The sequence below is a fragment of the Mesorhizobium sp. WSM4833 genome (assembly GCF_055811095.1).
In genome coordinates, this window is sequence record NZ_JBVVQG010000008.1 from 325,447 (window position 1) to 347,357 (window position 21,911).

Consider the following 21,911-nt stretch of genomic DNA (forward strand, 5'->3'; position numbering starts at 1 on the left):
ATCGTCAGCCTATCAAATCGTCTATTCTGATCGGCAGATCGCGAATGCGCTTGCCGGTGGCATGATAGACGGCACTCGCCACGGCAGCAGCCGTTCCGACATTGCCGAGTTCGCCCAAGCCCTTGGCGCCGGCAGGGTTGACCTGATGGTCGATTTCGGGGACCAGGATAACGTCGACCTGTTTGATGTCGGCGTTGACCGGCACGAGATAGTCCTGCAGGTCGCGGTTGACGTAGCGCGCGTGTCGCTGATCGATTTCCGTCGCCTCGTGCAACGCCTGGCCGATGCCCCAGATCATGCCACCCATCAGCTGGCTGCGCGCGGTGCGCGTGTTCATGATGCGCCCGGCGGCGAAGGCCCCGACGATGCGCGGGGCCCGGATTTCGCGTGTATAGCTGTTGATGCGCACTTCGACGAACTCGGCGCCAAAGGCATATTTGACCGAATCTTCGTCGTTCTCTCCACCATGAAATTCCGACTGTCCGGCATAGAGTTTGCTGAGGGCTTCAGGCGAAGAACCCTTCGGCGCAAACTCGGCATATTCCTCGATGGCGCCGACTTGCATAGCCTTGAAGACATCAGCCAGCTTTGCGGATTTGCCGGTCTCGGTGACGACCTCTTCGTCCTTCAAGTCCAGCTTCGCATTGCCCGAACCGGCCAGCGGAGCCCCCCTGCCCGCAGCGGCGGCGAACAGCTTTCCGCGTATCGCGTCGCAGGCTTTCATGACCGCCGAGCAGACACTGGCGGTCGAGATCGATCCGCCCGACACGGGAGCCGGCGGCAAGGCACTGTCGCCCATCTCGACGCTGATCTTGTCCATGCCGACCCCCAGTCTTTCGGCCGCCATCTGGCCGGCGATGGTGCGAACGCCGGTGCCGATTTCATGCGAGCCGCACTGGACTCGAACCTCGCCGTCGGCGGTGAGACGAACCCGGGCCGCGCAGGGCGCGGCGGCAGTCGGATAGATCGCCGTCGCACAGCCCATCCCGACCAGCCAGTCGCCGTCGCGCATCGAGCCGACCTTGGGATCGCGCTTCGACCAGCCAAAGGCCTCCGACGCCTGGTCGTAGCACTTGATGAGTGAGCGGCTGGAAAATGGCTTGCCTCCGATGGGCTCCTTCTCCGGTTCATTGATGCGACGAAACTCGACAGGATCCATGCCGAGGGCCACGGCCATTTCGTCCATGGCGTTTTCCAGCGCGTAGACATAAGGCGTCTCCGGCGGCGATCGCATGTAGCCAGGCGTGTTGCGGTCGGCATGAACCAGCGAAACATGCGTCAGAACGGCGCCGTAATTGTACATGCGCGCGGTGGCGGACGTGCCGCCGACGACATAAGGGTCAGGGCGTGACGTCACCTCCCAGGCCTCATGTCCGAACGCCGTGATGCGGCCGTCCTTGCCGGCGCCCATGCGGATCCGATGCCGCGTTTCGGCGCGATAGGTCTGCGTACCGAAGGCTTGCATGCGATTGACGACGCAGCGAACCGGGCGGCCAATGCGTCGCGCCGCGACGGCAACGATAGCGGTGCGTGCCGTCATCGGCCCCTTGGAGCCGAAGGCGCCGCCGATATAGGGACTGACGATCCGCACATTGGCCGGATCGAGCTTCAGCTGGCGTGCCAGTTCCACCTTCCAGCCGGTAACGTTCTGGCTGGGCTCGTGTATGGTCAACTGGTCGCCTTGCCATATTGCGGTGGTCGAAAACAGTTCGATCGGATTGTGATGCTGGGTCGGCGTCGAATATTTTTCGTCGATCTTTACCGTCGCATCCGCCCAGGCGGCATCGAAATCACCGGCCTTCGCATCCTCCTTGAACATAGGGTTTTTGCCGGCAGCCGGCTCCATCTTCACGCCCTTGGAATCAAAGCTGGCGGCGGGCCGTTGGTCCTCATAGTCGGCGCGGATCAACATTGCGGCTTCCTCCGCCGCCTCGAAGGTCTCGGCAACCACCAGAGCGATGATCTGACCGTCGTGAAAAACCGTCTTGTCGTGCAAAGGCCCGATCGAACTTGCGCCGGTGTTGCCGAATTTCGGCGTGTCGGTCTTGTCCATATCGTCATAGGTGACGATGTCCAGCACACCGGGTACGGCCCGGGCGTCTTTCGTGTGAAGTCCCGAAACCTTGCCCCGGGCAATGCTGCTGGTGGCAAGGGCACCGTAGGCGACGTTGGCCGTGACGATGTCGGCGGGATAGCCGGCCTGTCCGGTAACTTTTAGCCGGGCGTCAATGCGGACAACCGGATCGCCCTGGTTTTCCCTGGGGGCGGGTGCAGCTTGGTTCATGGCTCAGCCCTTCATATCCCGGGTTTCGAGCAGCGCCCGCACCAGCGTGCGCTTGCCGAGCGGTATCTTGAATGCGTTATGCTCGCGCGGTCTGGCATCGGCGAAGGCAGCCTCGGCAGCCTCTTGCGCCGCGGCTTCGTCAAGCACTTTGCCCTGTAGCGCGTCCTCTGCTTCGCGCGCCCGCCACGGCACCGTCGCCACACCACCAAGCGCAATGCGCGCACTCCTTACCGTCTCGCCATCCATGTCGAGCGCAACAGCCGCGGACGCCAACGCAAACGCGTAGGATTCGCGATCGCGAATCTTCAGATAGCGCGACCGGCTGCTCCACCGTTCGAGCCGCACTTCGATGGCGGTTATGAGCTCGTCGGCGGCGAGATCCGTCTCGATGTCGGGCGTGTCGCCCGGCCGTTTGTGCAGCTTGGCAAATGCAAGCGTGCGCCTTCCCCGCGGACCTTCGATCTCGACGGTGGCATCGAGCGCAACCAGCGCCTGCGCGAAATCGCCGTGATACGTGGCGATGCAGGCATCGCTCGTACCCAGCACGGCGTGCTGGCGATTGGACCCTTCCATCGCAGCGCAACCGGAGCCGGGTTCGCGCTTGTTGCACGGCCAGGAAATCTCTCGAAAATACTCGCAGCGCGTACGTTGCAGCACATTGCCGCCCAGGCTCGCCATGTTGCGAAGCTGACCGCTGGCGGCGAATTTCAGGCTGTCGGCAAGGGCCGGGCAACGCCGCCGGACGTCATCGTTGTCGGCTGCTTCACCCATGCGGACCAGTGCACCAAACCGGATCGTGTCATCGTTTATCCTGATCTGCCGCAAGGCTGGCTCGGCAAGAGTGTTGAGGTCAAGCAGTCGGTCCGGCCGCGTGACACCGAGCTTCATGTAGTCGGCCAGATTGGTGCCGCCGGCGATGAATTGCGTGTCGGCGCCGGTTGGCGGAACGCGCACGGCATCGACACGGGATGCCATGGCGATTGCAGCGGAGACGCTGGTTGGTCTTTCATAAACGAAGGGGCGCATCCTAAGCCCTCCTGATCTCGTCGCGCGCCTGGACGATCGCCGCAACGATGTTGGGATACGCCGCACAGCGACATAGATTGCCGCTCATATATTCGCGAATGTCATCTTCCGATCCAGCATGGCCTTCGTTGATGCAACCGATGGCGGACATGATCTGACCCGGTGTGCAATAGCCGCATTGAAAGGCATCGTGGTCGACGAAGGCCTGCTGGACCGGATGCAGTTCCCCGTCCGTCGAGGCCAGGCCTTCCACCGTTGTGATCTCCCGCCCCTGGTTCATGACGGCAAAGCTCAAGCAGGACAGTACCCGCTTTCCATCGATCAGAACCGTGCAGGCGCCGCACTGACCGTGATCGCAACCTTTCTTGGTGCCGGTCAGGCCGACGTGGTCGCGCAGAGCGTCAAGCAGGCTGGTTCGATTGTCGAGCGCGAGATTGTAGGTCTGTTTGTTGATACGCATTGAAACCGCCGACAAGTCGCGCGGTTCGGCTGGCTTTTCGGACGCTGGCTGGGCAGCTCTCGTCGGGGAATTCACAAGCGGCATCGCCGCCGCCGCCGAAACAGAGGCCGTCATGAACATGCGTCTGCTCAGGCCACTGGACATCTTGGCATCGGACATGGCTGGCTCCGGGCTGGCTGGGTCTCAAGCGGCCCAAACCAGTCGCGGAGGACAAAGTTCCCTCCTCACGAGCCTGTGATCCTTTTTTTCTGCGGGCGGGATCGATGTAACCGGAACCTCACCTGTCGAGCGATGGTTGTGTGCCAAGAGCCGGTGTGTGCCAAGGGCCGGAAGGAGGCGATCATGAGCGATGGTCGGCATGACAAGGACGATGACAATGGACCTGTGTTCTCTGCGGAGCAGGCGAGACAGGGCGAGATCATCCTGCGAACGCGCACGCGTCGGGTTATCTTCATAGCCGGCTTGGTCGGTATTGTGATCCTGGCCATCGCGGTCAGGTTGGCAATCGGCTGAACCAATTCCGCCAGGCGCGAAACCGTGCCCGGTCGCCAGGAACCTTTTACGACCAGTTGTCGTTGACTGGCCACGTCAAAACTCCTGGGAGTTCTCCCGTGGACGCGAAAACCCAAACCGAAGAACCTGAAACCGGCGACACGCACGCCGCGCCACGCAGGGCCACCTCAGAGGCGTCGCCAAAACACCGGAAAGACGCCGGTCAGGCCGACGGTCAGGAGCACAAGCAGGACAAGCAGGCCGGAGAACCAAAGCCCAGCCTGCTGAGCTTCCCTCGGCGGCACCCTTACATATCCATCGCCATCCTGCTCGCAGTGCTGCTGATTGCCGTAGGGCTGGTCTTGTGGTGGCTGGACGCGCGTCAGTATGAATCGACCGACGATGCTTTCATCGACGCCCGCACGGTGACGATCGGTGCCGAGATATCGGGTCGTATCACCGATGTCGCGGTCACCGACAACCAGTCTGTGAAAGCCGGCGACGTGCTCTTGCGCATCGACGACAGCGACTATCAGGCAAGCCTGGCGGAAGCCGACGCCGGTGTGGCCTCGGCGCAGGCCGAGATCGTCGATGTCGGCGCACAGATCGAAGCACAAAACGCCAAGATCGATGCGGCACAGAAGCAGGTGGCGCAGGCCCAGGCCGCGCTCGAGTTTGCCAAAGCGGAGGACAAGCGCAACCGTGAGCTGCTGGCCAAGGGAACCTCCACCCAACAGCAGGCGGAACAGGCCGCTTCTACCCTGCGCCAGGACCAGGCCGCCCTCGACAGCGCCGGAGCAAACGTCGCTGCCGCGAAAAGCCAGGTCACTGTTCTGCAGGCACAGACCAAGAGCGCGCAAGCAAAGCTCAATCAAGCCAAGGCCAGCCAGGAGCAGGCCCGCACCATGCTGTCGCGCACCATCATAACCGCGCCTGTCGCCGGTCGCGCCACCAGTATCACGGCCGCCAAGGGCACCTACGCCCAGCCTGGTCAGGTGCTGATGATGTTCGTTCCCGACGAGGTCTGGGTGAAGGCTAATTTCAAGGAGACCCAGCTTGATCTGATGCGGCCGGGACAGCCCGTCGACATCGATATCGACGCCTATCCCGAAAAGAACTTCCACGGCCGCGTCGACAGCATCCAGGCGGGCAGTGGCACCGCCTTCAGCCTGCTGCCGGCCGAGAATGCCACCGGCAACTTCGTCAAGGTGGTGCAGCGCGTGCCCGTGAAGATCGTCTTCGACCGACCGCCGGGCGTGCTGCTGGGTCCAGGCCTGTCGGTGGTGCCGACAGTCAAGGTGAGATGAGCGCCGTCGAAATGGCTGGTGAACGGAGCGAAACCCGGTCCGCCGCCGGCGGGCGCAATCCGTGGCTGATCGCAGTCGTCGTCTCGATCGCCACCTTCATGCTGGTGCTCGACACCTCGATCGCCAACGTGGCGCTGCGCAACATCGCCGGCAGCCTCGCGGCCGGGATGGACGAAAGCACCTGGGTGATCACCACCTATCTGGTCGCGAATTCCGTGATCATCCCGGTTAGCGGCTGGTTGGCCAGCGTCATCGGCCGCAAGCGTTACTACATGCTTTGCGTGGCGATCTTCACCATAGCGTCGCTGCTGTGCGGCCTGGCGCCCAATCTGGAAATGCTCATCGTCTTCAGGATCCTGCAAGGCCTCGGGGGCGGCGGCATGGCACCCAGCGAACAATCCATTCTCGCCGACACCTTTCCACCCGAAAAACGCTCCCAGGCATTTGCTCTTTACGGCATTGCCGTCATCGTCGCACCGACAGTCGGGCCGACCATCGGCGGTTGGCTGACCGACCATTTCTCCTGGCACTGGATATTCTTCATCAATGTCCCGTTCGGCATCATGTCGCTTGCCTTGGTGCAGTGGCTGGTGGTCGAGCCTGATGTGCTCGAGCGCGAACGGCAGGAACGGTTGAAGGGCGGCCTCAGAATAGACTGGGTCGGTTTCATCCTGGTCGCCACGGCACTTGGCTGCCTGGAGATCTTTCTCGATGAGGGCCAGCGCAACGACTGGTTCGCATCAGGTTTCATCGTGACCTTCGCGGCGATTTCGGCGGTCTCATTCCTGCTGCTGATCCCGTGGGAGTTCAGTCACCGCGATCCGATCGTCGACGTCCGACTGCTGTTCAGCCGTCAGTTCGGCACATCGTTCCTGGTGATGATGGCAGTGGGCGCCGTGCTGTTCAGCACCACCCAGTTGATGCCGCAACTGCAGCAGACCGCCTTCAACTATACGGCGACCCTGTCGGGCCTGTCGATGATGCCAGGTGGCATCGCAATGTTGATGCTTATGCCGATTTCCGGATTTGCCGGCGCCATCGTCCAGCCCAAATACCTGATCATGGCAGGCATGTCCGTCGTCGCTGTCGCGCTCTGGCATATGACATCGCTCACCCCGGACGTCAGTTTCGGCTTCTTTGCCTTCGCGCGCATCTTCCTGATGATCGGTTTACCGTTCCTGTTCATCCCCATCTCGACGGCGGCTTACGTCGGTCTTGCTCCGCAGCAGACGAACCAGGCGTCGGCACTCATCAACGTTGCCCGCAACATCGGCGGAAGCATCGGCGTGTCGCTGTCCAACACAGTGATAGCCCAGAACGCGCAAATCCATCAGGCGGACCTCGTCGGCCACACGGCACAGTCGTCACCGGCCTACCAGCAGGTTCTGCGTCAGGCGACCGAGCACTTCGTGGCTCAAGGCTCGCCGATGATCGACGCAAAACAGCAGGCGCTCGGCTGGATAGGACAGTTGATAGCGCGGCAGGCCTCATTACTCGCCTATATCGATGTCTTTCGGTATTGCGCGGTAGCGACCGCACTGCTCGTTCCCCTCGCCTTGCTGCTGCGCTCTCCCCGGCCCGAAAAGCGTTAGCTCGCGCCGCGGCGGTGTATGGCGCTGCCCCGCCATGCGGCTTCGGCTTCGCGAACTTCCGTTGGAACCAGCGCGTCGAGTCGACGTTCAGCCCTTGTTCAACAGGAGGAGCTGGCCATGCCACGAGGCGACAAATCGAAGTACACTGACAAGCAGGAGCGTAAAGCCGACCACATTGCCGAAGGTTATGAGAAGCGCGGGGTTTCCGACAAGGAGGCAGAGCGGCGCGCATGGGCAACCGTCAACAAGGACGATGGCGGTGGCAAGAAGGAAGGCGGTTCGGGCCGCGGCAAACACACGGGCCATCCGGCGGCGCACAAAGGCGGCAAAAGCGGCGGCAAGGCATCGGCATCACGGTCTGCCGCAAGCCGATCGGAATCGGCAAAGAAAGCTGCAGCGACTCGCAAGCGCAATGCGGAACACCGCGCCCATTGATCTGACGGCGGCGCTCAATGGGGCCGAACGATGGAAGGACAGGGATGAAATCGCAGCTCGTCAATGAGATCGGCGGACAAAGGACGTTTGTCCTGGTGCTCGACCCAGGCGAAGAAGCGTTCGCGGCACTGACCGCCTTCGCGGTCGACCAGAAGATCGGCAGCGCGTCCCTGACCGCCATAGGGGCTTTCGAAAAAGCCACCGTGGGCTGGTTTGATCCGGACGCGAAGACCTACCGCAAAATCCCTATCGACGAACAGTGCGAGGTTCTGAGCGCGATCGGCGATGTCGCACTGGGCGATGACGATAAGCCCAGCCTGCACGTCCATGCGGTGCTGGGATTGAGCGATGGCACCACCCGGGGTGGACATCTGCTTGACGGCATCGTTCGGCCAACGCTCGAAATCACCCTGGTGGAAGCGCCCGGCCATCTGCGCCGCAGCAAGCGCCCGGATCTCGGTGTCGCGCTCATCGATCTGGACGATTGATCTCCAGCCGCTCTAGCTCGTTCTCAGGCCTTCTTGCTCCGCTCAGCAGGTGCTGTGTCCGGGGCCGCTTCCCACCCGAACACGCTGCGCCCGCCAAGCAGATGCGACTGGTCGAATTCTCCCGCGACAATTTCCTTCAGGCTGGGGCCGGTTGCGTATCGTTCGACTTGCCGCGACTGATCGTCGAGCCGCCTCAAGGCACCGATTTCCTCATCGCGACCGAGCTTTGCCTTTTGCACGGCCGACTTCAGAACCCCGATCGTCTCATCATAGACCTTCAGCGGCACTGGAAATGGATGCCTGTCCTTGCCGCCATGCGCCAGCGAGAAGCGGCCGGGATCGGAAAAGCGGCAAGGCGCGCCATGCACCACCTCGGCAACGAGGGCCAGCGCGCGCACCGTGCGCGCGCCGACGCCGGGGACCAGAAGGAGCTCGGCGAAATCGGTGGGACCGCGGTCCGCGGCGGCGGCGATATTGCCGTGAAGACGATGCATGACGACATCGCTTTCGCGAACGTCATGATGGGCCGGCATGACCAAATGCGGCAGCAGCGGCTGCTCCGGTTCCTGCCGGCGCCTCGGCTCCGCGCAACGCTCCAATGCCGCAAGCTCGCCCAGGATGCGATCGGGTCCGAGCTCCTGCAAAAGGTTCAGTTGCCCTTGGCGCGACGCGTCGGCGCGCCTGTCGGTCAGGTTGACGATCTCGCCTTGATTGATGCCCTCGATGGCGGCATGCGGCTGGTCGACAAAACTCTTGAGCCCCTCGGAGAGCCAATGGTAGCGGCGCGCCACCTTGCTGTCACCGTTCATGCCTTGCTGCACCACGACCCAGCGACCGTCATCGGTGACGATGAAACCATGCAGGTAAAGATCGAAACCGTCCTGGACTGCGGCGCTGTCGACCTTGGCGACAAGACGGCTGACGGTGGCCAGGCCCGCTCCGTCAAAGCCGACGCGTTGGCCGATGGCTTCGAGTTCATGCGGGGTTTTTCGCGAATGCGCGCCGCGACCACCGCAGACATGAATGCCGAGCTCGCCGGAAAGCGGCGTGAGGCCACGCTTCAAAGCGCCCACGACGCTGGTCGTGATCCCCGACGAGTGCCAATCCATGCCCATGACAGCACCAAAGGACTGGAACCAGAACGGATGCGCCAGCCGCCGCAGCAGTTCGTCTCGACCATAGTGATGAATGATCGCTTCGCACATCACGGCGCCAAGACGCGTCATGCGGTCGCCGAGCCATTTTGGCACGCGCCCGCCATGGAGTGGAAGATCAGCACTTCCCGATCGTTGCGTCACGTCTGCTATCCGTTCTGGTGTCCGTTATTCTCTTAACAGATAGGCAGCCAAACCGCGCAAGGAAGCATGGACACTTTCCGCCGAGCCGAGTTGGCGAACGTCAAGTCCAGTTCGAGAGAACCGTTTCCATCTCAACCGTCTCGACCTGCTGCGCGAAACGTTGGTGGTAAACGGTCAGCAGTGCGTCGTGGGTTGCATCGGAAGAACTGCATAGCGCGTCCGTGACGAGAACCACGCGATAGCCGAAATCGATGGCTCCGAGCACCGTGGCCAGAACGCAAACATCCGTTTCGCCACCGGTGATGACGAGCGTATCGATGCCGCGCTCCACCAGGAAGGCTCTGAGGCGCCCTTCGAACCAGGGCGAGTAGATGTGCTTGTCGATGATCGCCGCTGGCGGGCAGTAGCCGGCTAAAGACGGCAACAGTTCGGTCATTTCAGGCCCGATCGTCTCGATCGTCTGTGAAGCCCAGCGCTCATAATAGCGCTTCCAGGTGCCGACGCCCTGCCCCGGCTTCTTGGCTGGCAGGAAGCGTGTAAAGACCGTCTGCGGCGCGCGTCTTTCGACCAGCGTCTCGATCTGCGGGAGAACCCGGGTGATCCAGGGTGTTGCCCATTGAGACGGCTCGGCAAACAGCCGCTGCATGTCCACGCAGACATGCATGCATCGATCGCCCAGGGACCGTATGCCAGCCCCGGCATCGACATCAGTGCGTCTCCGACCGGCCAAGCATTCCCTGACTCCTCATTTTGCCAGCAAAGACACGCAACGCCGCGCGCAAGCACTGGTTCCTGAGATAGCCAACAGGAACCGACGCAAATGACCGGCGTTTTCGCTGTGATGAATGGAGGTGCTCGCATGAGACCGCGCGAGAGGCGTTGGAGCCGCAAGTCAACCGGGGCGCCAAAATGGAACTGAGCGGAGGATGTCTCTGCGGCACGATCCGCTTCCGCGTTGGAAGCGAACCGAGAGTGCATTACTGCCATTGTGATATGTGCCGGCGAGCGACCGGCAGTGCGTTCGCGGTTCTGGCCTGGGTACCTTCCCAAAGCGTGACCTGGACCGATGCGACGCCGACCTATCGCAGGTCTTCGCCGATTGCCTGCAGGGGGTTTTGCTCCGCCTGCGGATCGCCGCTCAGCCTCGCCTATGACGCATCGCCGGGAGAGATCGCGCTTCATGTCGGAACGTTCGACGATCCGGCTCGCCTGGAGCCGCGCTACAATTATGGATCGAGGCAGCGACTTGGCTGGGTTTGCTGCGGAATGGACCTGCCGCACCACGACACCGAGGAGCGATGGTGAAACCATGTCTGAAGGGGAAGCCTGATGAGCATGTTTTACCGGGCGGCCAAGATTGCCGAAGAGGTCCACGCGGCACAGCGCGACAAGACCGGGCGACCTTATATCGAGCACTGTCGGCGTGTCGTTGACGCGGTCGAAACCAAGGATCAGAAGGTCGTCGCCTATCTCCATGACGTCCTGGAAAAGGGCGAAGGCTGGGACCGGACCAGGTTGGAAGAGGCCGGTTTTGGCCCGACGATCGCGTCGGCCGTCGATGCCATGTCGCGCAGGGACGGCGAGGATTACTTCGCGTTCGTGCGACGAGCGGCATCGAATCCATTGGCGCTGCCGGTGAAGCGCGCGGATCTGGCGGACAATATCTGGCAGGCACGACAGGCCGGGGCATCAACCGTCAGATACGAGGAGGCACTACGCATCCTTGATGAAGAGTTTCCACGCGGTTAGCAGCTGCCTTGAATTTCAGCTCGCGCCGATGAGAACGGGCAATCTACTCCGTGACGTGGGGCGTATGCCTTCTGTCCTCCGCGGGCTCGACATCGATGCGCGCCTTTTCCGGATCGAATGCACCATGACGTGCAATGGCCCGCGCCGCGGTTTCAGGCGTCTCGTACGCCCACATGAAATCGTCAGCCGAGCTGCCCACGGCATGGACGCGCCAGTAGCTCGCGGTACCTTTCAAAGGGGAGCGGCTGGTGGTGTTCGTTTTTTCGAAAAGGTCAAAATAGATGTCTTCGAAAGGGATATAGAACACGGGCTCATGTCCTTCTTCCTGAAGCACTTTCGCCCGTTCCGTGGCAGCGACTATGGCGTCGGAAAATCGTACCGTCACCGTGCCCGCAAACGGTTCTATGGCCAACTGGCCAGCATGGTGTCTTGAGATTGCGCCTGAAGCTTGCATCCAAATTCTCCCTGGCTGCCGATTGATTGCGAGACCGCATTTCGGTTCGTCATGCATGGAGACGAAATGCGCGGCGATGCGTCAGGTTCCGGTCTTTACTATGGGGTCGATGGCGCCCCTCCTTCAGCGCGTGCCATGGCTATCGAGAAACGCAGCCAACATTCGCGAAACCTGATCAGAAGCCTCACGCGTCGGGAAGTGTCCGATGCCATCCAGCACCACCCGCCTGTAGAACGCGGTGAAATGCTCTTCGAGCCCCTCTGAAGACTGGGCAAACACAACGCGGTCGTCACCACCGTGAAGCGTCAGGATCGGCACCGTGATGATCTTGACCGTTGCTTGCCGGCGGGCGAGTTCGGCATAACGCGGATCGGGCTCGGCCTCTTCCCACCGGACCCGATAGGAATGCAACGTCACATCCGCCCAGTCAGGATTTTCGAACGAGCTCGCAACGCCATCGAAAATGGCGTCGTCGAACCAGCCTGATGGACCCCAGCTGTCCCACTGATACCTGGCGAATTCCTTGCCGTTCTTTCGTACGAACTCGGCGCCCCGTGCGGTCGCCATGAACCATTGATACCAAAATGCTTTCGCCTGTTCGGGCGTCGGCGTTGCTGGTTTGCCTGGTTGCCAGCCGAGGGACAGCGCAGCGCAGCACTTGATGCGGTCCGGAAAAACCGACGCGAGCAGATAGGATATCCGAGCGCCCCAGTCATGTCCGACAACTGCAAAGCGGCTGATGCCAAGCGCATCTGCAAAATCCAGCACATCCTGCGCCATCGCGGCAATCTCGCCCGAGCGCATGGTTTCTTTCGACAGGAACGATGTCGGCCCAAAGCCTCGCAACCAAGGGGAAAACGTCCGGAAGCCAGCTTCATGAAGCATCGGCGAAATACGAGCGTATGTCGTCGCGTCGTCGGGCCAGCCATGCAGCAGGATAACCGGGGCGCCGTCCTGCGGTCCACCATCGAGATAGGCGACGCGCAGCAGAGGTGTGTCGCAATGTGAGACGGAGTTCATTTGCTCTGAGGCACCGTAGCTGGCTGGTCGCCGCCAGTCGTGGGGCCTGGTCTGGCGGCCTGATCAACCTGTGGGTTCTTGTTGCCGGTGGCTTTCATCGGCTCGGTGTTGTTGTCGCAGGCGCCGAGCGCAAGGGCAGCGGCCAAGACCAGGAATGAAAAGAACCTCTTCATCGAAACCTCCTCTGGTTGATGCCGGCAAACGAGGTTCCGCCAATTTGGTTGCCCGACCGGGGTCCTCAAGACGCCATGGGATTGCCGATCAACGCTTCGAGCTATTGGAATCGGCCGCAACTGTCGGGTCAGGCAGAACCGGGCCACGTTCAGTCTCCGAACCCTCAGCTTCGATCTCCTGCACGGCCCGATCCCAGTGCTCCTGCTCGCGGCCTACCGGCCGGCCCTCTTGTTCCCAGATTTCATGGGCCCGTCGTTTGATCTTTTCTTCCCTGCTGTCCATGGCTAGATCCTCCAATTCGTCAGTCTCAATTCCGGGCCATATTTTTTGTTCCTCCTCTGTCGGCAACAGCCGCTGCCGGATTTCGGGAAGGCCCTTGTGGATTGCATGGGATGACCGGCTTGGTAAATTTCGTACCGATATTTTTTCGTGACACACCTATGCTCGCAGTTTTATGAATCAGGCTATCGGCCAGCGCCGAGCACGTCCCTCTCCGATCCACTGCCCGGCGCTCAAAGCCGGATCGCCCGTCGCATCGACATGGCGGGCTGTTGCTTCGATTGGAGGTGACGCTCATGCGGGAATTGCCGAAAGACATCGACGCCGATGTGGTCATCGAAATCAGCAAGCTGCTGGACGACAGCCCGCTTTTCGTCCCGGTGCGGGTTCATGAACTTGCGGCCAGGGTGAGGCAGAGGGTGAAGACCGGCCTGCCAGACCTTTCGATTGAAGAACTGATCGTGGAGATGGCCTCCGTACGTCAGCTAGCCATGGCCTTTGATCTGCCTGGATCGGAGAATGTCGTGCAAATCCCGGTGCGGTATCGCCGCTAGCACTGCGACATCAAACGCTCCATCCGGAGGTCAGAACAAGCGACGCCTCAAACATCTGCGCACCGATCTCATCGCGTACCTTGACGGTTATCTTGACGAAATCGCAGTCGGGCATTTCGTCTTGGGCGACATCCTGCAAAATACGAATTGCTTCCGCTCTGGCTTGTTCCCGGGATTCGAACAGCTGCCCGTCATCGTCGGGTACCGCGCCGTCACCGTTTTGAAGATCAAAATAGTACCGTTTCATTTTTCCTGCCGCGCTGGAACATCTGGCGTTTCAATGATTCCGCTTCATGGTGGTTCCTGCCCGCTGGCCGTGCTGGTGGCGACGTGGTCGTTCAACGCACCGCAGGGCGAAGCGCCGATATGAAAAGCACCAGCAACGCCAAGGCGTTGAGGCCTGCGGCGATGGCATGCGAATACTCCCATTGGCGCCGCAGCAGCTCCCAGTTTTCAGGGAGGACAGTCCAGTTCCGGGTCGCCTGATTAATTGGATAGGTCAGCGTCCAGAAGGCAAACTGCGTGGCGCCGATGCTTAGAAAGGCGACAACAACCAAGCCGAAAGATGCGCTCGCTCGATAGAGCAGGATCGCCAGGGCGGCCGTGGAGAGCAATGCTCCCAGCACCACGATGCCGAACAGGCTCCATCCATCATAGGCGCGCTGCGCAGCCAGATAGTTTGGCCCGTCGAGCTTCATCTTGTTGAACATAGCGAAGAAATGCGCGGCGGCCGGAGCGAAAGCCAGGGCAACGAAAATGAAGCTGACCACTCTCAGACTATAGATTGCCATGTCGGTCTCCTCTCCGGAGACAGCTAGGGCAATCGCCAAGGTTGAAAAGGTCGCTTTAACGGCGGCTTCCGCCCGCGATCGTATGATCTCAAGCGGGGTCGTTTTTTAGCACTCACGCATCTATCTCGGAACATTTTTTTTGGGTGCTGGTTCTACCCAGTGAAGGGACGAACCTTACCCAGGGAGATTTCCCATGAAACGTGTTCTCATTACCAGCATGCTGGCCATCGGGCTCGGCTGTGGAACGGCGGTGGCTCAGACACAACAGACCGAAAGCCAATCTGGCGCAGACGCCAACTGCGCTTCCGGGCAGGCTGACTGCCAGAACGGCTCCAAGATGGGCGAGCAGGCCCAGGGCAAAGCCAAGCTGAAGACCGACGAGCAGGCTCAGGGCAAGGCCGGCAGCACCACCGACCAGCAGGCCCAGGGCAAGGCCAAGCTGAAGACCGATGAGCAGGCTCAGGGCAAGGCCAGCACCACCGACCAGCAGGCCCAGGGCAAGGCCAAGCTGAAGACCGATGAGCAGGCTCAGGGCAAGGCCGGCACCACCACCGACCAGCAGGCCCAGGGCAAAGCCAAGCTGAAGACTGACGAGCAGGCTCAGGGCAAGGCCAGCACCACTACCGACCAGCAGGCCCAGGGCAAGACCAAGATGCAGACCGACGAGCAGGCTCAGGGCAAGACCGGCACCACCACCGACCAGCAGGCCCAGGGCAAGACCAAGATGCAGACCGACGAGCAGGCTCAGGGCAAGGCCGGCACCACCACCGACCAGCAGGCCCAGGGCAAGGCCTCGACACAGGATACGACGTCGACCGGTTCCATCAACAACGTGACGGTGGAGCAGAAAACCCAAGTCACTCAGATCATCCGGGAGACGAAGGTCGAGCCTGTGTCCAATGTCAATTTTGACATCAGCGTCGGCGTCGAAGTTCCGCGGCACAAGGTCAGGCTGCATCGGCTGCCGGCTCGTATCGTCAAGATCGTTCCCGCTTACGAAAGCTACGAGTATTTCGTGCTTGCGGACGGTCGGATCGTCATCGTTGATCCGGATACGTTCAAGATCGTGCTGATTTTGACCTGATATGTCCGACGAGTGGTCCGCCCTCCAGAGGGCGGACCGTCATTGCCGGACTGCTATGGATTCAAAGCAACTCCGAAGAGAACCGCAAGCGGCAGGTGATACAATCTGCCACCGCATGGCGGACTCGGCTAGAGACGCCCGAGCACGACCAGGATTATGACTATAAGCAGCAGAAGACCGAGGCCGCCGCCCCCGTAATAGCCGGTGCCGTAGAATGGCCCGCCACCAAGTCCACTAAAGCCGCCAAGCAATGCGATAATCAGAAGGATGATAAGAATTGTGCCGAGACCCATGACTTGCTCTCCTGTTTGCGGCTTCGCGCCGTGTAGACGGAGCGGCGGTCGCCGGCTGATGAGAATATGAACTCGCTACAAGCCTTCCTGTTCCCAATTGAGACCTCATCGACGCTGCAAGGTCTGGCCGCTCAAAGTTGTTTAGGCGAACAAAGGTCATCCCGAGACGCCCGAATAGCCCTGGTCTTTCAGCAATCCAGCGAGATGGGCGGCGTTTGAGGCTGCCATTTCGATCGCACCCGAGACTTTTTCCGGAGTTGCCGGCAGGTCGACATAGTTGACGTCCTCCATCGCCTCGCCAACCCAGTAGACCCCGCCATTGGCCGGGATGGTGAAGCCGACATCGTTCAATGCCTGAAAGCATTCCGCGTGGCAGTGATGCGCACCGTCCTCATTACCGACGATGGCCACCAGGGCCACCTTTCCTGCTGCCGGCATTCGCCCTCTGTCATCCGTCTCCTCGAGAAAGGCATCCATCCGCTCCAGGACGCGCTTGGCCACACTCGAGGGCTGGCCAAGCCAAATCGGAAGCCCGAGCACGAAGATGTCGGCCGCCAGTATCTTCTTTCTGAGTTTCGGCCAATCGTCGCCCTCGCCCATGTCGGAGAGCACGCCGGGCTTGATATCGTGGCTGAGCGCACGCACGATCTCGCCCTTCACATCGTATTGCATCAACGCCGCCAGGACATCGGCGAGCAACCGATCGGTGGAGGATTTTTCCCTGTCGTTCGAAGCTTTGAGCGAGCAATTGAGTGCGAAGGCCGTAAGCGGCATGTGAATCTCCCTGCATTGTCCTAATTGCAAACCGCCGCGACGACTTCGCGACTGCCCATTCGCCCGTTGCGGGATCGCCCGGCATTCTAACGCCAGGGTTAAATGCTTGTTCCGCAGGCGGACCAACAGGGCCGGTGGATGGCCCCCTCCTCCCACTTGGTGACGGTCGAGCCGGCTCAGAAAGCGGGCTGGGTCCTTGAGCACAGACGTTGGAGAACGGACAGCGGCGAGCGACGCAGACTGAACTGGTGGGGCAACCTATTCGTTCGCTCTTCGTTTTCTTCTGAGTTCCCGAAAATGGATAGACGATGCTCGTCCAGACCCTCGAAGCAGGCGATATGCAGCTGGCGGTATCCACGGCCGGCGATCCGCGCCGACCGGCCTTGATCCTTCTGCACGGCTGGCCCCATTCCAGGAAAATCTATGATGGCGTGATCGATGAACTCGGCACACGGTACTTTACGCTGGCTTTCGATCTTCCGGAGATCGGTGAATCGCGTGGCACTCCGCCGTCGGCGGAAAAGAAGGTTCTTGCCGGTATTGTGATTTCAGCCGCCGAGGCGCTTGGGGCCAAATCCATCGTCGTTGCAGGCTTCGATGTGGGCGGCATGATTGCCTTCGCTGCTGCTCGCCATCATGGCGGTCGCATCGTCGGCGCGGTGCCGATGAATACGGTTATCCCCGGCCTTCAACCATGGACGAAGGTAGTCGCAAACCCGGGCATCTGGCACTTTGCGTTTCATGCGGTGCCTGAGTTACCGGAGTTGCTGGTGACGGGCCATCAACGCGCCTACTTCGATTTTTTCTTCGATCTGCTCGCCGGCCGTCCCGAAGCATTGACCAATGAAATGCGGGAGACGTTGACGCAGGCCTATGCGAGGCCGGAGGCACTTAAGGCCGGCTTTGATTGGTATCGCGCGTTCAAGCAGGATGCCGAGGCCAATGCCCCGGCGCGCATCGAAGTTCCGATCCTCTATATCCGCGGCGACGCGGATTTTGGATCGATCGACGATTACCTCGAAGGTCTGAGGATGTCTGGCGCAAAGAACCTGCAAGGTCACATGATCGCCAACTGCGGCGAATTCCTGCCGATCGAGGCACCGGCAGAATTCGTCAAGGCGCTGGTGGAATTCGCACCGAGATAGTGAAGCGATCAGCGTTTATGCAGGTGCCTACTGGCTCGTGGAAGTTACGCGCCAGACCGTGTTCCCGACATCGTCGGCGATCAGCAGCGCGCCGGATTTGTCGACGGCAACGCCGACGGGCCGCCCGTGCGCCTTGTTGTCCTTGCCGAGGAAACCGGTGACGACGTCCTGCGGCTTGCCATCTGGATGACCGTCTTTGAACGGCACGAAAACGACCTTGTAGCCGTTGAAGCTCTTGCGGTTCCAGCTACCATGCTCGCCAACAAAGGCGCCGTTGCGATAGAGCTCCGGCAGGTTGGTTCCAGTGTAGAACGTCAAGCCCAGAGGTGCGACGTGGGAACTCAAGGCATAGTCGGGAGGGATCGCCTTGGCGACGAGGTCCGGCCGCTGCGGCATCACGCGCGGGTCGACATGCTGACCATAGTAGCTGTACGGCCAACCATAGAACGCGCCGTCCTTGACCGAGGTCATGTAGTCGGGAACCAGGTTAGGACCGAGCTCGTCGCGCTCGTTGATCACAGCCCACAGCGCGCCGCTCTGCGGCTCCCAACTCAGCCCGTTGGGATTGCGCAGGCCGCTCGCGAAAATACGATAGCGGCCAGTGGCCCTGTCGACTTCCCAGATGGCGGCCCGGTCCTTTTCCGCCTGGATGCCGTTCTCGGTGATGTTGCTGTTGGATCCGATGCCGACATACAGCCGAGACCCGTCGGGGCTGGCCACGAGAGACTTTGTCCAGTGGTGATCGATAGGTCCGCCGGGCAATGGCGTCAGCACGGCGCCCGGCGCGGTGATCTTGGTGTCGCCCGACGTGTAGGGATAACGCACGATGGCGTCGGTGTTGGCGACGTAGAGATCGTTGCCGACCAGGGCCACGCCAAAGGGCGAATTGAGATGATCGAGGAAGACCTCCTGGACATCGGGCAGACCATCGCCGTTCGTATCCCGCAGCAGGGTGATACGGTTGCTTCCTTCGGTGCCGCCGCCCGAGGTCGCCATCGACTCGATCCAGCCCATGATCAGGTCTTTCGGCCGCTTGATCGCGGCACCGGGCGGCGCCACGGATTCGACCACCAGAACGTCACCATTCGGCAATGTGTAAAGCGAGCGCGGATGCCTCAAGCCCTTGGCAAAGGCCTGGATTTGCAAACCCTTGGCGACGGTCGGCTTCTCGTCTTGTTTCCAACCGACGACCGACGCGACATGCATGGGCGGCACCAGGTACTGAATAGGTTCAGGCAGCGTCGGGTTTGCTCCGACCTGATCGGTGGGATCCGGTTCGTTATCGCTGCATGCGGGCAGCGCCAAAATCGATCCGAACAGCAGACCGAGGCTCGCGATACGCCGGATATGTCTGGCGGAGACATTCATTCGACCACCTCCACTTGAGTGTGGCCGGAACTCCATCGCAGCAGTCCCAGCAAGAGGATAACGATCACGGCGACGGCGGACAGGATGAGCCCCGTCGGCACGACCGAGGTCCAGGCATCACGGCTGTGCACCAGTGCGTTGAAGAGCGATATGGCGAGCACGACGAGGCTGCCAAGGAGATATGGCCATGCAGGCCCGGCTTGACGGGCAAGTCGGCCGGTAGACAAATCGACAAGTGCTGCAAGGACCGCGAGCACGCCTACAACCAGGCCGGCAAGGAGCAGCCAGGCGGAAAAATCTGCCCACATCATTTCAGCGCTTCGCCAATAGGCAACGTCGGTCAGCAATGTGCCGACGAAACATGCGTTTGCGACCGCCATCGGCGTTTTATGGAACGGACGCCTGGCTGCCACCAACACGGATCGGGCACGGGCCATGGACATTCTCCACCTTTGAAGCTGTACCTGTCCTCCAAACCAACTTGTGGTTGGGAGGTTCCCGGAACCGTTTTGCGTTCAAGAACTCGTGATGGCGCTGGCAATGCGACAGAACGGCTCGGCGCGCGATGCTCATGCGGAGTTGGCGCGCAATGTCCTCAAGGTGATCGAGTAGCGGTGCAGGTCAACCGCCGGAATGCTGTGCTCCCATTCCATGCGCGATGGTCCGGTCATGAGATACGCCGACCTTGGTTCGACGACGATGGTCCGGCGGTCCCATTTGGTGCCATTCTTCCGCCGGAGCCGGAAGCTGCAAGGCGCCAGCAACGAAACACCCGCAACGTCTTCGAAATGAGGCTTGTCTCGATGCCAGCCGATGCCGGCGCCGGGCCGGTATTCGTTGATCAACACTTGCGCGAAGGCGTTGGCGGGCCGGCCTGCCAACGCTGCGATCTTGTCGCGCAGGGACAGCAGGAAGTCAGGGATCGGCGGCGCCTCGACGACCTGGCGTCTGTCGTAGTCGTAACGCAGGCCAAAACCGACGACGCGCCGGTTTGCCAGATGGCCATGGAAATCGAACGCCTCGAACGGCAGGCCTTCCAGATGCCGGGCGAGTTCCGTTTCTTCTTGCGCCGTGATCAACTCGGGCTGATAGAAGAAACCTTCCGGTAGGTCGTCGGCAGCACCAAAGAGATCGTGCTGAAGCCCGGATGAGCCGGAGTCGAGTGTTTTCGATTTGGGTGTCGCCATCCCAGCTAAGATGGTGAAGGCCAGCCCGCCTGGCAATATCGGAACCTGGCCAGCCAATCTGCACCCACCCTGCGGACGTCACCACAACGACGGACAGGGCCTGCCAATCCGGATTTTATCGAGGGACTGTATTCAACTCAGGATTTCGCGAGCATGCCTTGAACGCGACCGAGGGAGTTTGCGTGCATGTACGTACGGTTCTTACCAAACCGTGAGCTTTCGTTGCCAGTTGCTTGTCGGCAACTAGATTGGCAACGCGGCATCCCCAAAACATGCCGCAGTGGCCGGCGCGGGTTTAGGCAACGGTGTCTCACCGGCATCATCGCGCCGGCCACTCGAAATGTCCGCTGGCGGCTCTGTGGCGGAGAAGCCTCTGTTGGCCCGGCGCGCTCAAACGAGAGGCCGCTCCTGCCTCGCGGGATGCTTCGAGCCCAAATCTCCGACCAGCCGGCGGTACTGGGTTTCGGGTGGACCGTAAGAATCTCGCGCCAACGTCATGAGACCGTCTCGATCGCGGATCGTAATCTCTCCGCGGCGCGCTCGGATATAACCATAACTTTCGATCATCTGGAGGCCGACGGTAACCCCCGGACGCCTCACACCAAGCATGATGGACAGAAATTCATGGGTTATCATAAGCCTGTCGCCGACAGTGCGGTCGCTGCACATCAAAAGCCATCTTGCCAGTCGAACTTCCAGGCTCTGTCGCGCGTTGATCGATGCCGTATAGCTTGTCTGAACATGGAAATATTGGACATAGCGCAACAGGAACGACCGCAATGTAGGGCTGTCCTCCAGGGCTTCGACGAAGGGGGCAGCCTCTATCCGGAGAGCCTCGCATGTCGACTGGACGTAACAATCAAAGTTGGCCTGGTCGTCCCCCATGACCAGGGCCGAACCGGTCATTCCTTCGAACCCGATGATTCCGACTTCGGCTTCGGTCGCAGGCGAAGTCCTCGCCACTACCGAGGCCAGCCCGCTTTCCAGAAAATAGACGGCTTCGATCTTCTGCCCCGCGGTCTCCAGCGGCGCGCGCAACTCAAGAAAAACACTCACCAGATGCGGACGTAGCCGCGCGAAATCGTCCGCGCTCATCCGGCGAAGCAATTCGCTCTTGGCTTGCAGTGTCTGGTAATCCACGAGACTCTTTTCCCTTGGGCAAGAGCACTGGGATCTCTTAGCCGGCCGCGCCCGTCGAACGAGCGGACGGTAACGAACCATAGACTTCGTCTCGCGCAGCACTAGACGGGCGGGCGCGTTGGTATGAAACCGACAGTTACTGCTGAAGACTCGAAGGCCTTGTTGGCTGACTATCTTTCGCCAGCAAACGAGCCTCCCGCAGAATAGAGGCGCGATCGAACCCGAGGAGCGATATGATTTCGCGTATCTGTTGTTCAGTGGCGCCTGTATCCCGCGCCAGCGCGGTCATCGCGCCCACTGGCAGACCGGGATGCTCGGGCTCCTTCGCCGTGCAACACCATGCCTCGTGATGGGCAAGAGCGATGGTCACTCCCAAGCGTCAGCGCCCCAACTGTGCTGCTGACGATTTCCTTTTGTACGCTTCCGTACGGAGCTTTGCGAGTCAATTCGGACGGAGGCTGAGTTGAGGCTTCTAGCGTCCTTGCGTCGTCCGTCCGTCGCCCCCGGAATTGTTCGG

The 21,911-nt window shown here is 61.0% G+C and carries 27 protein-coding genes; 10 read left to right on the forward strand and 17 right to left on the reverse strand.

Features of this window, described 5'->3' with window-relative positions; all coding sequences use genetic code 11:
* Window positions 1-4: 4 nt before the first annotated feature.
* Genes AC0L2D_RS18690 through AC0L2D_RS18700 form a run of 3 tightly spaced genes read right to left on the reverse strand, consistent with a single transcriptional unit; the run spans window position 5 to window position 3,929 of the window.
* On the reverse strand, window positions 5-2,284 hold the full coding sequence (locus AC0L2D_RS18690) for a xanthine dehydrogenase family protein molybdopterin-binding subunit (protein ID WP_473541860.1): 2,280 nt from the start codon (window positions 2,282-2,284) through the stop codon (window positions 5-7).
* Between the two features lie 3 nt (window positions 2,285-2,287).
* A complete protein-coding gene (locus AC0L2D_RS18695; RefSeq protein ID WP_473541862.1) occupies window positions 2,288-3,310 on the reverse strand; it encodes an FAD binding domain-containing protein in 1,023 nt (340 codons plus the stop codon).
* A 1-nt stretch (window position 3,311) separates the two neighbouring features.
* Window positions 3,312-3,929, reverse strand: a complete 618-nt coding sequence (locus AC0L2D_RS18700) for a (2Fe-2S)-binding protein (RefSeq protein WP_024505525.1) — start codon at window positions 3,927-3,929, stop codon at window positions 3,312-3,314.
* A 183-nt stretch (window positions 3,930-4,112) separates the two neighbouring features.
* Between AC0L2D_RS18700 and AC0L2D_RS18705 the strand changes: the two genes are divergently transcribed.
* From AC0L2D_RS18705 to AC0L2D_RS18725, 5 genes are all read left to right on the forward strand, one after another.
* Window positions 4,113-4,283, forward strand: a complete 171-nt coding sequence (locus AC0L2D_RS18705) for a hypothetical protein (protein WP_127366153.1) — start codon at window positions 4,113-4,115, stop codon at window positions 4,281-4,283.
* Between the two features lie 98 nt (window positions 4,284-4,381).
* Window positions 4,382-5,569 (forward strand): HlyD family secretion protein, encoded by a 1,188-nt coding sequence (locus AC0L2D_RS18710; RefSeq protein ID WP_473541865.1) that lies wholly within the window; start codon window positions 4,382-4,384, stop codon window positions 5,567-5,569.
* On the forward strand, window positions 5,566-7,161 hold the full coding sequence (locus tag AC0L2D_RS18715) for a DHA2 family efflux MFS transporter permease subunit (protein ID WP_473541867.1): 1,596 nt from the start codon (window positions 5,566-5,568) through the stop codon (window positions 7,159-7,161). The genes AC0L2D_RS18710 and AC0L2D_RS18715 overlap by 4 nt, the downstream gene beginning before the upstream one ends.
* 117 nt (window positions 7,162-7,278) lie before the next feature.
* The gene (locus AC0L2D_RS18720; protein ID WP_013531559.1) at window positions 7,279-7,596 is read left to right on the forward strand and encodes a hypothetical protein; all 318 of its coding nucleotides are present in this window, start codon (window positions 7,279-7,281) and stop codon (window positions 7,594-7,596) included.
* A gap of 44 nt (window positions 7,597-7,640) precedes the next feature.
* Window positions 7,641-8,084: a PPC domain-containing DNA-binding protein gene (locus AC0L2D_RS18725; protein WP_027161655.1), complete on the forward strand. Its 444-nt coding sequence runs from the start codon at window positions 7,641-7,643 to the stop codon at window positions 8,082-8,084.
* A gap of 23 nt (window positions 8,085-8,107) precedes the next feature.
* Here the strand turns inward: AC0L2D_RS18725 and AC0L2D_RS18730 are convergent, their stop codons facing one another.
* Both AC0L2D_RS18730 and AC0L2D_RS18735 read right to left on the reverse strand, forming a co-directional pair.
* Window positions 8,108-9,382 carry a DUF763 domain-containing protein gene (locus AC0L2D_RS18730; RefSeq protein WP_013531557.1) on the reverse strand — a complete coding sequence of 425 codons (1,275 nt, stop codon included), beginning with the start codon at window positions 9,380-9,382 and terminating at the stop codon, window positions 8,108-8,110.
* Window positions 9,383-9,482: 100 nt separating this feature from the next.
* Complete coding sequence (locus tag AC0L2D_RS18735) at window positions 9,483-10,046, reverse strand: cysteine hydrolase family protein (protein WP_473541870.1); 564 nt, start codon at window positions 10,044-10,046, stop codon at window positions 9,483-9,485.
* A 245-nt stretch (window positions 10,047-10,291) separates the two neighbouring features.
* Here AC0L2D_RS18735 and AC0L2D_RS18740 point away from each other — a divergent pair, with 245 nt between their 5' ends.
* Window positions 10,292-10,687: a GFA family protein gene (locus tag AC0L2D_RS18740; protein WP_027161657.1), complete on the forward strand. Its 396-nt coding sequence runs from the start codon at window positions 10,292-10,294 to the stop codon at window positions 10,685-10,687.
* Window positions 10,688-10,711: 24 nt separating this feature from the next.
* Window positions 10,712-11,131, forward strand: a complete 420-nt coding sequence (locus AC0L2D_RS18745) for an HD domain-containing protein (RefSeq protein WP_013531555.1) — start codon at window positions 10,712-10,714, stop codon at window positions 11,129-11,131.
* 43 nt (window positions 11,132-11,174) lie between these two features.
* Here AC0L2D_RS18745 and AC0L2D_RS18750 read toward each other — a convergent pair whose 3' ends face one another.
* The 4 genes from AC0L2D_RS18750 to AC0L2D_RS18765 all read right to left on the reverse strand — a co-directional run bounded on the left by AC0L2D_RS18750 (window position 11,175) and on the right by AC0L2D_RS18765 (window position 13,061).
* Window positions 11,175-11,585, reverse strand: a complete 411-nt coding sequence (locus AC0L2D_RS18750) for a DUF427 domain-containing protein (protein ID WP_013531554.1) — start codon at window positions 11,583-11,585, stop codon at window positions 11,175-11,177.
* A 123-nt stretch (window positions 11,586-11,708) separates the two neighbouring features.
* Window positions 11,709-12,605 (reverse strand): alpha/beta fold hydrolase, encoded by an 897-nt coding sequence (locus AC0L2D_RS18755; protein WP_473541872.1) that lies wholly within the window; start codon window positions 12,603-12,605, stop codon window positions 11,709-11,711.
* A complete protein-coding gene (locus tag AC0L2D_RS18760; protein ID WP_082827400.1) occupies window positions 12,602-12,778 on the reverse strand; it encodes a hypothetical protein in 177 nt (58 codons plus the stop codon). The genes AC0L2D_RS18755 and AC0L2D_RS18760 overlap by 4 nt, the downstream gene beginning before the upstream one ends.
* A gap of 88 nt (window positions 12,779-12,866) precedes the next feature.
* Window positions 12,867-13,061, reverse strand: coding sequence for a DUF2934 domain-containing protein (locus AC0L2D_RS18765; protein ID WP_032808298.1), 195 nt, complete (start codon window positions 13,059-13,061; stop codon window positions 12,867-12,869).
* A 293-nt stretch (window positions 13,062-13,354) separates the two neighbouring features.
* On the opposite strand from AC0L2D_RS18765, the gene AC0L2D_RS18770 reads away from it, so the two are divergent.
* Window positions 13,355-13,612, forward strand: a complete 258-nt coding sequence (locus AC0L2D_RS18770; protein WP_013531550.1) for a hypothetical protein — start codon at window positions 13,355-13,357, stop codon at window positions 13,610-13,612.
* A gap of 10 nt (window positions 13,613-13,622) precedes the next feature.
* Here the strand turns inward: AC0L2D_RS18770 and AC0L2D_RS18775 are convergent, their stop codons facing one another.
* Complete coding sequence (locus tag AC0L2D_RS18775; protein ID WP_027161660.1) at window positions 13,623-13,859, reverse strand: DUF6894 family protein; 237 nt, start codon at window positions 13,857-13,859, stop codon at window positions 13,623-13,625.
* Window positions 13,860-13,950: 91 nt separating this feature from the next.
* Window positions 13,951-14,442 (reverse strand): hypothetical protein, encoded by a 492-nt coding sequence (locus tag AC0L2D_RS18780; protein ID WP_224674205.1) that lies wholly within the window; start codon window positions 14,440-14,442, stop codon window positions 13,951-13,953.
* Between the two features lie 154 nt (window positions 14,443-14,596).
* Between AC0L2D_RS18780 and AC0L2D_RS18785 the strand changes: the two genes are divergently transcribed.
* Entirely contained in the window at window positions 14,597-15,487 is an 891-nt protein-coding gene (locus tag AC0L2D_RS18785; RefSeq protein ID WP_473541875.1) for a DUF1236 domain-containing protein, read from the forward strand.
* A gap of 128 nt (window positions 15,488-15,615) precedes the next feature.
* On the opposite strand, the gene AC0L2D_RS18790 is transcribed toward AC0L2D_RS18785, so the two are convergent.
* The gene (locus AC0L2D_RS18790; protein WP_292562826.1) at window positions 15,616-15,780 is read right to left on the reverse strand and encodes a DUF3309 family protein; all 165 of its coding nucleotides are present in this window, start codon (window positions 15,778-15,780) and stop codon (window positions 15,616-15,618) included.
* A 156-nt stretch (window positions 15,781-15,936) separates the two neighbouring features.
* Window positions 15,937-16,554 (reverse strand): flavodoxin family protein, encoded by a 618-nt coding sequence (locus AC0L2D_RS18795; protein WP_013531545.1) that lies wholly within the window; start codon window positions 16,552-16,554, stop codon window positions 15,937-15,939.
* Between the two features lie 308 nt (window positions 16,555-16,862).
* Between AC0L2D_RS18795 and AC0L2D_RS18800 the strand changes: the two genes are divergently transcribed.
* Window positions 16,863-17,699: an alpha/beta fold hydrolase gene (locus AC0L2D_RS18800; protein ID WP_127366453.1), complete on the forward strand. Its 837-nt coding sequence runs from the start codon at window positions 16,863-16,865 to the stop codon at window positions 17,697-17,699.
* A gap of 27 nt (window positions 17,700-17,726) precedes the next feature.
* Here AC0L2D_RS18800 and AC0L2D_RS18805 read toward each other — a convergent pair whose 3' ends face one another.
* The 4 genes from AC0L2D_RS18805 to AC0L2D_RS18820 form a co-directional block, all read right to left on the reverse strand.
* On the reverse strand, window positions 17,727-19,067 hold the full coding sequence (locus tag AC0L2D_RS18805; protein WP_013531543.1) for a PQQ-dependent sugar dehydrogenase: 1,341 nt from the start codon (window positions 19,065-19,067) through the stop codon (window positions 17,727-17,729).
* Window positions 19,064-19,504, reverse strand: a complete 441-nt coding sequence (locus AC0L2D_RS18810) for a DUF2231 domain-containing protein (RefSeq protein WP_473541878.1) — start codon at window positions 19,502-19,504, stop codon at window positions 19,064-19,066. The genes AC0L2D_RS18805 and AC0L2D_RS18810 overlap by 4 nt, the downstream gene beginning before the upstream one ends.
* Window positions 19,505-19,636: 132 nt before the next feature.
* Window positions 19,637-20,254, reverse strand: coding sequence for an alpha-ketoglutarate-dependent dioxygenase AlkB (locus tag AC0L2D_RS18815; protein WP_032809461.1), 618 nt, complete (start codon window positions 20,252-20,254; stop codon window positions 19,637-19,639).
* Between the two features lie 390 nt (window positions 20,255-20,644).
* On the reverse strand, window positions 20,645-21,394 hold the full coding sequence (locus AC0L2D_RS18820; RefSeq protein ID WP_473541880.1) for a Crp/Fnr family transcriptional regulator: 750 nt from the start codon (window positions 21,392-21,394) through the stop codon (window positions 20,645-20,647).
* Window positions 21,395-21,911: the final 517 nt, after the last annotated feature.

Excerpts from the sequence above, each read along its gene's own strand:
- AC0L2D_RS18690 (WP_473541860.1), bottom strand. The coding sequence starts at position 2,284 with ATGAACCAAGCTGCACCCGCCCCCAGGGAAAACCAGGGCGATCCGGTT.
- AC0L2D_RS18695 (WP_473541862.1), bottom strand. The coding sequence starts at position 3,310 with ATGCGCCCCTTCGTTTATGAAAGACCAACCAGCGTCTCCGCTGCAATC.
- AC0L2D_RS18700 (WP_024505525.1), bottom strand. The coding sequence starts at position 3,929 with ATGTCCGATGCCAAGATGTCCAGTGGCCTGAGCAGACGCATGTTCATG.
- AC0L2D_RS18705 (WP_127366153.1), top strand. The coding sequence starts at position 4,113 with ATGAGCGATGGTCGGCATGACAAGGACGATGACAATGGACCTGTGTTC.
- AC0L2D_RS18715 (WP_473541867.1), top strand. The coding sequence starts at position 5,566 with ATGAGCGCCGTCGAAATGGCTGGTGAACGGAGCGAAACCCGGTCCGCC.
- AC0L2D_RS18720 (WP_013531559.1), top strand. The coding sequence starts at position 7,279 with ATGCCACGAGGCGACAAATCGAAGTACACTGACAAGCAGGAGCGTAAA.
- AC0L2D_RS18725 (WP_027161655.1), top strand. The coding sequence starts at position 7,641 with ATGAAATCGCAGCTCGTCAATGAGATCGGCGGACAAAGGACGTTTGTC.
- AC0L2D_RS18735 (WP_473541870.1), bottom strand. The coding sequence starts at position 10,046 with ATGCATGTCTGCGTGGACATGCAGCGGCTGTTTGCCGAGCCGTCTCAA.
- AC0L2D_RS18740 (WP_027161657.1), top strand. The coding sequence starts at position 10,292 with ATGGAACTGAGCGGAGGATGTCTCTGCGGCACGATCCGCTTCCGCGTT.
- AC0L2D_RS18745 (WP_013531555.1), top strand. The coding sequence starts at position 10,712 with ATGAGCATGTTTTACCGGGCGGCCAAGATTGCCGAAGAGGTCCACGCG.
- AC0L2D_RS18750 (WP_013531554.1), bottom strand. The coding sequence starts at position 11,585 with ATGCAAGCTTCAGGCGCAATCTCAAGACACCATGCTGGCCAGTTGGCC.
- AC0L2D_RS18755 (WP_473541872.1), bottom strand. The coding sequence starts at position 12,605 with ATGAACTCCGTCTCACATTGCGACACACCTCTGCTGCGCGTCGCCTAT.
- AC0L2D_RS18760 (WP_082827400.1), bottom strand. The coding sequence starts at position 12,778 with ATGAAGAGGTTCTTTTCATTCCTGGTCTTGGCCGCTGCCCTTGCGCTC.
- AC0L2D_RS18765 (WP_032808298.1), bottom strand. The coding sequence starts at position 13,061 with ATGGACAGCAGGGAAGAAAAGATCAAACGACGGGCCCATGAAATCTGG.
- AC0L2D_RS18770 (WP_013531550.1), top strand. The coding sequence starts at position 13,355 with ATGCGGGAATTGCCGAAAGACATCGACGCCGATGTGGTCATCGAAATC.
- AC0L2D_RS18775 (WP_027161660.1), bottom strand. The coding sequence starts at position 13,859 with ATGAAACGGTACTATTTTGATCTTCAAAACGGTGACGGCGCGGTACCC.
- AC0L2D_RS18785 (WP_473541875.1), top strand. The coding sequence starts at position 14,597 with ATGAAACGTGTTCTCATTACCAGCATGCTGGCCATCGGGCTCGGCTGT.
- AC0L2D_RS18790 (WP_292562826.1), bottom strand. The coding sequence starts at position 15,780 with ATGGGTCTCGGCACAATTCTTATCATCCTTCTGATTATCGCATTGCTT.
- AC0L2D_RS18795 (WP_013531545.1), bottom strand. The coding sequence starts at position 16,554 with ATGCCGCTTACGGCCTTCGCACTCAATTGCTCGCTCAAAGCTTCGAAC.
- AC0L2D_RS18800 (WP_127366453.1), top strand. The coding sequence starts at position 16,863 with ATGCTCGTCCAGACCCTCGAAGCAGGCGATATGCAGCTGGCGGTATCC.
- AC0L2D_RS18805 (WP_013531543.1), bottom strand. The coding sequence starts at position 19,067 with ATGAATGTCTCCGCCAGACATATCCGGCGTATCGCGAGCCTCGGTCTG.
- AC0L2D_RS18810 (WP_473541878.1), bottom strand. The coding sequence starts at position 19,504 with ATGGCCCGTGCCCGATCCGTGTTGGTGGCAGCCAGGCGTCCGTTCCAT.
- AC0L2D_RS18815 (WP_032809461.1), bottom strand. The coding sequence starts at position 20,254 with ATGGCGACACCCAAATCGAAAACACTCGACTCCGGCTCATCCGGGCTT.